Raw genomic sequence first — 10457 nt, forward strand, 5'->3', positions numbered from 1 at the left:
GGGCTGACCCGCGTGCTGGTGCGGCGGCGCAGGCCAGTGCGGTGGCGGCTGCGTCGGCAGGGACGGCGGGTACCAGTAACCCGGCGGCTGTTGCGCGGGCGACTGCTGCGACGGTGGCCACCCCGGGGCGTGCCAGCCCGCCGGGGCGCCGTAGTCGGGTTGGGTGGATTGCTGTGGGCCACCATGAGAACCGTTGTTGCCGTTGGTGGTTCGCTCAGCCTCGGCCTGCGCGGCATCACGTGCCGCCGCCGCGATGGCCGCCTTGAAAGCGGGCTCGGCCTCTGGCTTGGGCCACGGCTCGCCGCGTTCGATGGCCAGCTCGCCGGGTGTTTTGATCGGCGGCTTGTCCGACGGGATGCGGCCACCGAAGTCGTCGAACAAGGTTAGCCGTGGCCGCTTTTCGACGTCGGCGAAGATCGCCTCCAACTCGGCGCGGTGCAGGGTTTCTTTCTGCAGCAGCTCGCCGGCCACGATGTCCAGCACGTCGCGGTACTCGGTGAGGATCTCCCACGCTTCGGTGTGCGCGGCCTCGATGAGCTTGCGCACCTCGTCGTCGATATCCCGCGCGACCTCATGGGAGTAATCGGCCTGGTTGCCCATGGTCCGACCGAGGAAGGGATCTCCATGTTCGGTGCCGTATTTGACGGCACCGAGCTTGGAACTCATTCCGAACTCGGTGACCATCGCACGTGCGATTTTGGTGGCCTGCTGGATGTCAGACACCGCGCCGGTAGTGGGCTCGTGGAACACCAGTTCCTCGGCAGCGCGGCCGCCGAGGGCCATCACCAGCCGGGCAATCAGTTCCGAGCGGGTGTGCATGCCCTTGTCGTCCTCGGGCACCGCCAGCGCGTGGCCGCCGGTGTTGCCGCGGGCCAGGATCGTGACCTTATAGACGGGATCCACGCCCGGCATCGCCCAGCCGGCCAGCGTGTGCCCGGCCTCGTGGTAGGCGGTGATCTTCTTCTCTTGCTCGCTGATGATCCGGCTCTTGCGCCGCGGACCGCCGACCACTCGGTCCACCGCTTCTTCCAGGGCAGCGCCGGTGATCACCGTGCCGTTCTCGCGGGCGGTCAGCAGCGCCGCCTCGTTGATGACGTTCTCCAGGTCGGCGCCGGTCATCCCGACGGTCCGCTTGGCCAGCCCGTCGAACTCGACGTCGGGACCGAACGGCTTGCCCTTGGAATGCACCCTCAGCACGGCACGCCGGCCGGCAAGGTCGGGGCTGGACACCGGAATCTGGCGGTCGAAGCGTCCGGGCCGAAGCAGCGCCGGGTCGAGGATGTCGGGCCGGTTGGTTGCTGCGATGAGGATCACACCCTGGCGCTCGCCAAAGCCGTCCATCTCGACCAGTAATTGGTTCAGCGTCTGCTCGCGTTCGTCGTGACCGCCGCCCAGTCCGGCCCCGCGCTGGCGGCCGACCGCGTCGATCTCGTCGACGAAGATGATGCATGGGCTGTTCTGTTTGGCCTGCTCGAACAGGTCACGCACCCGGGATGCGCCGACCCCGACGAACATCTCGACAAAGTCGGAGCCCGAGATGGTGAAAAAGGGAACACCGGCTTCACCGGCGACGGCCCGGGCCAGCAGGGTCTTACCCGTTCCCGGCGGGCCGTAGAGCAGAACGCCCTTGGGGATCTTGGCGCCGAGCGCCTGATACCTCGACGGGTTCTGCAGGAAGTCCTTGATCTCGTAGAGCTCCTCGACCGCTTCGTCGGCGCCGGCGACGTCGGCGAAAGTGGTCTTGGGCATGTCCTTGTTCAGCATCTTGGCCCGCGATTTGCCGAAGCCGAAGCCCATCCGGGCGCCGCCCTGCATGCGGGAGAACATCATGAACAGCCCCACCAGCAGCAACAGCGGCAACACGTAGATCACCAGCGAGCCAATGATGCTGCCCTGGTTGACGACGGTGCTGACCTGGGTGTCCTTACTGTCGTTCAGCTGGTCGAACAGCGGGACTGCATACCCGGTCGGGAAGTGGGTGATGATCTTGTCGGAGCCCTCGGTGCCGGTAGCGGCGCTTTTCAGCGTCATCCGGACCTGCTGCTCGCGATCGTCGATCTGGGCGCTCTTGACGTTGCCGCCCTTGATCTGGGCCATCGCCACCGACGTGTCGACCGGCTTGAAGCCGCGGGTGTCGTCGCTGAAGTAGAAGAAAGACCAACCAAGCAGCAACACGACTGCGATGGCCGTGAGCGTGCGGACTACGTTTTTCCGGTTCATCGATCATCGGCCGTCGCCGGCCCAGGTCCTTCCCGATACACGCAAGCTGGAAAAGTCCAGATTACCGCCAGTGCTGATCGCCAGCTCGGGCGCGGCCGAGCGCAGCGGGTCACGCCTCGAATCGTCACCAACCGAACAACGAATCGCGGTTCCCGACATCGTCTGCAGCACACCCACCCGCGTAACACCTATCGGGCGCAGGCGGGCTTGTGCTTTGGTGAACTTGTGTCGGACAGCTTCCCCATCACCGAACGTGTAATCGAGACCAACGGCGTGCAGTTGCACACTGTCGAGGCGGGAGAGTCCGACGCACCGGTCGTGGTGCTGGCGCACGGTTTTCCCGAGCTGGCTTACTCCTGGCGCCACCAGATCCCGGTGCTGGCCGCCGCCGGGTACCACGTACTGGCTCCTGACCAGCGCGGCTTCGGTCGCAGCACCCGCCCGGCGGACATCGCCGCTTACAACGTCGCGGATCTGTCCGCCGACCTGATCGGTCTGCTCGACGACGTCGGCGCCGACAAGGCGGTGTTCATCGGTCACGACTGGGGCGCCCCGGTGGTGTGGGGTTCTGCGCAGCTGCACGCCGACCGGGTCGCAGCCGTCGTCGGCTTGAGCGTTCCGCCGGTCCCGCGCGCGAAGATTCCGCCGACCCAGGCGTTCCGGGCGATCTTCGGCGACAACTTCTTCTACATGCTGTATTTCCAGGAGCCAGGGGTGGCCGACGCCGAGTTGGCCGCCGACCCGGCCAGGACCATCACCCGGATGATGGGCGGCCTGGCACTGAGCGATGACCCGGAGGCCGGGCTGCGCATGATCCGACCCGGGCCGGACGGCTTCATCGAGCGGCTACCTGAGCAGGACGGCCTGCCCGCCTGGATCAGCGCGGACGAGGCCGACCACTACGTCGCCGAGTTCACCCGCACCGGCTTCACCGGCGGGCTGAACTGGTATCGGAATATGGATCGCAACTGGGAGATCATGGCCGACCCGCCGGTTGCGACCATCGACGTGCCCGCCATGTTCATCGGCGGTACCGCCGACCCGGTGGCGAGCTTCATGCGCTCCGACCGCGCAACCGAGGTGGTGACCGGCCGCTACCGCGAGGTGCTGATCGACGGCGCCGGACACTGGCTGCAGCAGGAAAGACCGGACCGCGTCAACGAATTGCTGCTCGAATTCCTGTCCAGCTTGAAGACCGGCGTGGAGTCGTCATGAAACGTCCGCTGAACTTCGGCGTCTTCATCACACCGTTCCACCCGACCGGCCAATCCCCCACGGTGGCACTGGAATACGACATGGAGCGCGTTGTCGCGCTGGACCGCCTCGGCTTCGACGAGGCGTGGTTCGGCGAACACCACTCCGGTGGCTACGAACTGATCGCCTGTCCCGAGGTGTTCATCGCCGCGGCCGCCGAACGGACCAGGCATATCCGGTTGGGCACCGGTGTGGTGTCGCTGCCGTACCACCATCCGCTGATGGTGGCCGACCGTTGGGTGCTGCTGGATCACCTGACCCGTGGACGCGTGATGTTCGGCGCCGGACCGGGCGCCCTGCCATCGGACGCCTACATGATGGGCATCGACCCGATCGAGCAGCGCCGGATGATGCAGGAGTCGCTGGAGGCGATCCTGGCGCTGTTCCGCGCCGGGCCGAGCGAGCGGATCAGTCGTCACTCGGACTGGTTCACCTTGCGTGACGCGCAATTGCATATTCGGCCCTACACCTGGCCATACCCCGAAATATCAACGGCGGCAATGATTTCGCCGTCCGGCCCGCGACTGGCCGGAGCTATGGGCACGTCGCTGCTTTCGCTGTCGATGTCCGTTCCCGGCGGCTACGCGGCGCTGGACAACACCTGGCAGGTAGTGCAGGAGCAGGCCGCCAAGGTCGGCCGCGACGAGCCCAGCCGCTCGGACTGGCGGGTGCTGTCGATCATGCACGTTGCCGACACCCGCGAAAAAGCGATCGAAGACTGCACCTACGGCCTGCAGGATTTCGCCAACTACTTCGGCGCCGCCGGTTTCGTACCGCTGGCCAACGAGGTTGAAGGATCACAGACGCCGTACGAATTCGTCGAAGACTATGCGGCCAAAGGCAATTGCTGCATCGGCAGCCCCGATGACGCGATCGAACACATCGAAGACCTGCTGGAGCGGTCCGGTGGATTCGGGACGTTGCTGATGCTCGGTCATGACTGGGCCTCGCCCGAGGCGACCTACCACTGCTATGAACTGTTGGCCCGCAAGGTCATTCCGCACTTCAAGGGTCAACTCGAAGCGGCCCGGTCGTCACACGAGTGGGCCAAGGACAAACGCGAAGAGTTGATCGGGCGTGCGGGACAAGCCGTGGTGAAGGCGATCACCGAGCACGTCGGCGAACGCGCGGCGGAAAGCGGAAGCAACTGATGCGCGCCTCGGTACTACGGGAAGGCCGCATGGTGTACCGCGACGACGTGCCCGATCCCGTGCCAGGTCCCGGTCAGGTTCTGGTGGCGGTGCGGTCGTGTGGAATCTGCGGTTCGGACCTGCATTTCGCCGCTCACGGCGCCGAGGTGCTGTCGCTGAGCGATCAGATGTCGAGTGCGGCCGGTGGCGCGATGAACGTCGACCTGGGCCACGACGTCTTCATGGGCCACGAGTTCAGCGCGGAGATACTCGAGGCAGGGCCCGACACCGAAACCCATTCGGCCGGAACCCTTGTCACGTCGATCCCGGTGCTGGTGTCGGGCAAGAGCGTCGAACCGATCGTCTACAGCAACAAAACGTTGGGCGGCTACGCGGAGCGGATGCTGCTTTCGGCGCCACTGCTGCTTCGGATTCCCAACGGGCTCAGCGCTCAGCACGCTGCGCTCACCGAGCCGATGGCGGTCGGGCTACATGCCGTCAACAAATCCGCCATCCAGCCCGGCGAGCCTGCGCTGGTTCTCGGCTGCGGACCGATCGGCATTGCCGTGATCGCTGCGCTGCGGGCCCGCGGCGTCGAGTCGATTGCGGCAGCGGACTTTTCACCGAAGCGGCGCGAACTCGCTACGATGATGGGCGCGCACCAGACCATCGATCCCGCGCAGAGTTCGCCGTTCGACAGCGTTCACCCAGTGGTGGTCTTCGACGCCGTCGGCGTGCCAGGAATCATCGACGACGTGATGCGTCGTGCCCGGCACGGTGCGCGGCTGGTCGTCGTCGGCGTCTGCATGCAAGCCGACACCGTGCACCCGTTCTTCGCGATCGCCAAGGAGATCAACGTTCAGTTCGTCCTCGCGTATGACCCGAACGAGTTTGGCGAGTCGTTGCGGGCGATCGCCGAGGGCGACATCGATGTCACCCCGATGATCACCGGCGACGTCGGCCTCGAGGACGTCGGCGCGGCCTTCGACGATCTCGCTGCCCCCGAACGGCACTGCAAGATACTGGTCACCCCTTAGGTCTATGTCACCCCGGCCGGCGGACGAGGCATCGCGGTCGGCTTGAAACCGTATCGGGGAGCGGCAAATTGCATGCCGCGCTTACCCACGATGACGGCCACGCCCGGAATCGCCGGCGCCGCGTCGCGCAAACCCGTTTAGCGGGCGTCAAGGCCCTGCGCTGGTATATCTTGATGCAAGCTGGCTAACTCACCACGCTCGTGCATGACGTGGGCAGCTGTCGGCGAAAGCAGTCCACCGTCCCGGCCTGGCAACCACAGATGCTCCCGAGGAGGCACCATGCCAACGCCGGCGCCAAGCCTGCAACGGCAGATGCTGCGTCGCCGTCCGGTGAGCGGGGCCCCGGTCGCCGACGGTGCCTCGGACCAGTTGCAGCGCAGCCTTGGCGTTTTCCTGCTGACGATGTTCGGTGTCGGCGAAACCGTCGGCTCCGGGATCTTCATCGTGCTCTCGCAGTCGGTGCCGCAAGCCGGGCCGGCGGTGGTAATCTCGTTCCTCATTGCCGGCGCCGCGGCGGGTCTGGCCGCGATCTGTTACGCCGAACTGGCCTCGGCGGTACCGGTTTCCGGATCGGCCTACTCGTATGCCTACGCCACGCTCGGAGAGTTCGCGGCGATGGGAGTCGCGGCTTGCTTGCTGCTCGAGTACGGCGTGTCCACCGCCGCGGTGGCCGTCGGCTGGAGCCAGTATCTCAACAAGTTTCTGGACAACGTCTTCGGTTTTGTTATCCCACATGCGATTTCAGCGGCGCCGTGGGACCCTGAACCCGGCATCCTGAACGTACCGGCGATTGCGCTGGTGGTGATGTGCGCGCTGCTGTTGATCCGCGGTTCAAGCGAATCCGCCAAGGCGAATGCCGTGATGGTCGTGATCAAGCTCAGCGTGCTGGTGTTGTTCTCGGCGATCGCGTTCACCGCGTTCAACGCCGGCAACTTCAAGGATCTGGCGCCTTTCGGCTTATCCGGCATCAGCTTGGCCTCTGGCACGATCTTCTTCGCCTACATCGGTCTCGACGCGATATCCACCGCGGGCGACGAGGTGAAAGACCCGCAACACACCATGCCGCGCGCGATCATCGCCGCCCTGGTGATCGTCACGGCAATCCATGTGCTCGTCTCGGTTGCCGCCGTCGGCGCACAGCGCTGGCAGGACTTCAAGGGCGAAGAAGCGGTGCTGGCGGTGATCTTGGACCACATCACCGGCAATACGGCCGGCAGCACCATTGTGGCTGCGGGAGCCGTGATTTCGATATTTTCGGTGACGCTGGTGACGCTGTACGGCCAGACCCGGATCCTGTTCACGATGGGCCGGGACGGGCTGCTGCCGGCGACGTTCGCGAAGGTGAATCCGCGCACGATGACGCCGGTGCAGAACACCATGATCGTGGCGTTCGCGGTGGCGTTGCTGGCCGCGGTCGTGCCGTTGGACCGGCTGGCCGAAATCGTGTCGATCGGCACGCTGACGGCATTCATCGTGGTGTCAGCGGGAGTGATCATCCTGCGGATTCAGGAGCCGGATCTGCCGCGCGGCTTCAAGGTGCCGGGTTATCCGGTGACCCCGGTCCTGTCGATCGCGGCCTGCGCCTACATCCTGTTCAGCCTGCATTGGTACACCTGGATCGCGTTCAGCGGATGGTTGGCGGTGGCGCTGACCTATTACCTGATGTGGGGCCGCCGGCACAGCGCCCTGAACGGCGACGCCAACTCGGTGCCCGTCATCCGCGACTAGGGTGCCAAGCATGCCCATCAGCCGACGCGCCAAAGCTCCCATTCGTCTCGTGCTCGCATTGGGTCTCGCCGCAGCGGCGTCGGCCTGCGACCACAGCCCGGAACGGGTCGGTGACAACCCGCGCCAGGTGACCGTCGTCGGCTCCGGCCATGTACAAGGCGTCCCGGACACGCTCACCGCGGATGTCGGCATCGAGTTCACCGCCCGCGACGTCACCGCGGCGATGGATCAGACCAACAGCCGCCAGCAGGCGGTCATCGATGCGCTGGCCAACGCCGGTGTCGACCGCAAGGACATCAGCACCACCGATGTGAGCATGCAACCGCAATACGACAATGCCGGCGGCACCATCACCGGCTATCGGGCCGTCAACTCGATCCAGGTCAAGATCCACCCCGCCGGCAACGCGTCCCGCGTGCTGGCCCTCATTGTCGGAACCGGCGGTGACGCGACCCGGATCAACTCGGTCAGCTACTCCATCGCCGATGATTCGCAGCTGGTGAAAGACGCGCGGGCGCACGCTTTTCAGGACGCCAAAGACCGGGCTGCGCAGTACGCCCAGCTATCCGGACTCGGACTGGGCAAGATCCTGTCGATCTCCGAAACGTCGGGCGCGACGCCCCCGTTACCCGCGCCGATGCGGGGTGGGATGGCGACCAGTGTTCCGCTGGAGCCCAGGCAACAAACGGTAAGCTTCGCGGTTACCGCGATCTGGGAGCTGCGTTAACCGCCGGCGTCACAACTGCACTTTCATCGCGGCCACGTCCCAGATTCGTTCGCAGTACTCAGCGATCGCGCGGTCGGAGGAGAACTTGCCACTGCGTGCCGCGTTGAGAATCGACATGCGAGACCACGCCTCCGCGTCCTGCCACGCATCGCCAACGGCAGCCTGGCAGTCCACGTAGGAGCGGTAGTCGGCGAGCACCAGGAACGGGTCATGGTGACGCAGTGAATCGACGACGGGACGCAGGATCTCGGTGTCGCCGTGGGTGAAATGCCCGTCGGCAATGAGGTCGAGCACTTCGGCAAGCTCGGGGTCCCGCTCGATGTACGTCGACGGGCGGTGGCCCTCTGCGTAGACGCGGGCCACTTCTTCCTCGTTCAGACCGAACAAGAAGAAGTTCTCCGCGCCCGCCTCCTCCAGCATCTCCACGTTGGCGCCGTCCAGTGTGCCGATGGTCAAGGCGCCGTTGATCATGAACTTCATGTTTCCCGTGCCGGAGGCTTCCTTACCCGCAGTGGAGATCTGCTCCGAAAGATTGGCGGCCGGATAGATCAAGTGCGCGTTCTGCACATTGAAATTCGGCACGAAAACGATCTTCATGAACCGGCTTACGTCCGGGTCGGAGTTCACGGTCGCGCCGACCGAGTTGATCAGCTTTATCATCCGCTTGGCCATGAAATACCCCGGCGCGGCCTTGCCGCCGAAGATGAACGCCCGAGGCGGAATCGACAGACCGGGGTTCTTCTTGAGCCGGTGGTACAGGGTGATGATGTGCAGCACGTTCAGGTGCTGGCGCTTGTATTCATGAATGCGCTTGACCTGAACGTCGAACAGCCAGGTCGGGTCCAGCTCGATGCCCGTCACCGCGTGCAGGTATTCCCCGAGCCGAGCCTTGTTGGCGCGCTTGACGTCTCGCCAGCTCTCCCGGAAGGCGCGATCATCGACATAGGCTTCCAGCCCTCGCAGCCGCTCCAAGTCCGTCAGCCAGCCGTCGCCGATCGTCTCGTCAAGCAGTTCACGCAATCCGGGGTTGGCCAGCGCCAAGAATCGCCGCGGCGTCACACCGTTGGTGACATTGCCGAATCGATGCGGCCACAACTCGTAAAAATCCTGAAGCACACTGGCTTTCAACAGCTCCGAATGCAATGCGGCCACACCGTTGACCGCGTGGCTGCCGACGGTGGCCAAGTGCGCCATGCGCACGCATTTGCCGCCATCCTCACCGATCAGCGACATCCGGCGTATCCGGTCTTCGTCGCCGGGGAAACGCGCGCGCACCTCGTCGAGGAAGATCTCATTGATCCTAAGAATGATCTCCAGGTGCCGCGGCAGGGCCTCCCCGAAGATCGACAGCGGCCAGGTTTCCAACGCCTCGGGCAACAGCGTGTGATTGGTGTAGCCGAAAGTGGCCACCGTGATCTTCCAGGCCCGGTCCCAATTCATCGAGTGCTCGTCGACCAGTAACCGCATCAGTTCGGCGACAGCGATCGACGGGTGGGTGTCGTTGAGTTGGATCGCCCACTTCTGCGGCAGTTTGCTCAACGGTTGCCCAACTCGGTCCTGATGGATCCGCAGGATGTCCTGCAAGGAGCACGTCACAAAGAAGTACTGCTGCAGCAATCGCAGCCGTTTGCCGGCTTCTGGTTCGTCGTTGGGGTAGAGCACTTTGGAGACGGTCTCCGAGACGACCTCTTCGTCGACCGCCTTATAGAAGTCGCCAGTGTTGAAGACTTCCAGCGCAAAGGATTCCACCGCCCGCGCGCTCCACAACGTCAACGTGTTGCAAGTATTGACGCCGTAGCCCTGGATCGGGGTGTCGTAGGAGACACCTTTGAGCACTCGTTGCGGGACCCAACGAGTGTGGGTCTGATCCGCGTCGTCCTGATACTGCTCGGTGAAGCCGCCCCAGTTGACGATGTAGCTGGCATCAGGTTTGTCGATCTCCCACGGATTACCGTAAACCAGCCAGTTGTCCGTCTTTTCGACCTGCCAGCCGTCGCGAATCTCCTGCTCAAAGATCCCGAACTCGTAGCGGATGCCGTATCCGATGGACGGCCGCTCGAGGGTGGCCAGTGAGTCGAGATAACAGGCGGCGAGCCGACCGAGGCCGCCATTGCCCAGTCCCGGCTCTTTTTCGCAGGACATGATGATGTCGAAGTCTTGACCCAATTCCGCCAACGCTTGCCGCGCTGCGTCCTCGATCCCGAGGCTCAGCAGGTTGTTGCCAAGCTGCGGACCCATCAGGAACTCGGCCGACAGATAGCACGTCACCTTGTTAGGAAGCCTGAGCCAGTCCTGGGTGGTGGCCATCCAGCGCTGCTGCATCCGATCGCGTACCGCCAGCGACAGTGCACGGTAGTAGTG

At 64.6% G+C, this 10457-nt stretch carries 8 protein-coding genes; 5 read left to right on the forward strand and 3 right to left on the reverse strand.

The features are described from left to right. A partial coding sequence (gene ftsH, locus WAN02_RS17970) for an ATP-dependent zinc metalloprotease FtsH (RefSeq protein WP_422265602.1) occupies positions 1-2220 on the reverse strand: 2220 nt, incomplete at its 3' end. A 225-nt stretch (positions 2221-2445) separates the two neighbouring features. On the opposite strand from ftsH, the gene WAN02_RS17975 reads away from it, so the two are divergent. Genes WAN02_RS17975 through WAN02_RS17985 form a run of 3 tightly spaced genes read left to right on the forward strand, consistent with a single transcriptional unit; the run spans position 2446 to position 5641 of the window. Then, entirely contained in the window at positions 2446-3435 is a 990-nt protein-coding gene (locus WAN02_RS17975; protein ID WP_422265603.1) for an alpha/beta fold hydrolase, read from the forward strand. Continuing rightward, positions 3432-4625, forward strand: a complete 1194-nt coding sequence (locus tag WAN02_RS17980) for an LLM class flavin-dependent oxidoreductase (RefSeq protein WP_422265604.1) — start codon at positions 3432-3434, stop codon at positions 4623-4625. Before WAN02_RS17975 ends, WAN02_RS17980 begins: the two co-directional genes overlap by 4 nt. Continuing rightward, positions 4625-5641: a zinc-binding dehydrogenase gene (locus WAN02_RS17985; RefSeq protein ID WP_422265605.1), complete on the forward strand. Its 1017-nt coding sequence runs from the start codon at positions 4625-4627 to the stop codon at positions 5639-5641. The genes WAN02_RS17980 and WAN02_RS17985 overlap by 1 nt, the downstream gene beginning before the upstream one ends. A 2-nt stretch (positions 5642-5643) precedes the next feature. On the opposite strand, the gene WAN02_RS17990 is transcribed toward WAN02_RS17985, so the two are convergent. Further along, complete coding sequence (locus WAN02_RS17990; protein WP_422265606.1) at positions 5644-5772, reverse strand: PPE family protein, SVP subgroup; 129 nt, start codon at positions 5770-5772, stop codon at positions 5644-5646. A 148-nt stretch (positions 5773-5920) separates the two neighbouring features. Between WAN02_RS17990 and WAN02_RS17995 the strand changes: the two genes are divergently transcribed. Both WAN02_RS17995 and WAN02_RS18000 read left to right on the forward strand, forming a co-directional pair. Then, entirely contained in the window at positions 5921-7369 is a 1449-nt protein-coding gene (locus WAN02_RS17995; protein WP_422265607.1) for an APC family permease, read from the forward strand. Positions 7370-7379: 10 nt separating this feature from the next. After that, positions 7380-8096: an SIMPL domain-containing protein gene (locus WAN02_RS18000; protein ID WP_422265608.1), complete on the forward strand. Its 717-nt coding sequence runs from the start codon at positions 7380-7382 to the stop codon at positions 8094-8096. A gap of 9 nt (positions 8097-8105) precedes the next feature. Here the strand turns inward: WAN02_RS18000 and WAN02_RS18005 are convergent. Beyond that, on the reverse strand, positions 8106-10457 hold a 2352-nt coding region (locus WAN02_RS18005), incomplete at its 5' end, for a glycogen/starch/alpha-glucan phosphorylase (protein ID WP_422265609.1).

It is taken from the genome of Mycobacterium sp. (assembly GCF_049281135.1).
Classification (GTDB): Bacteria; Actinomycetota; Actinomycetes; order Mycobacteriales; family Mycobacteriaceae; genus Mycobacterium.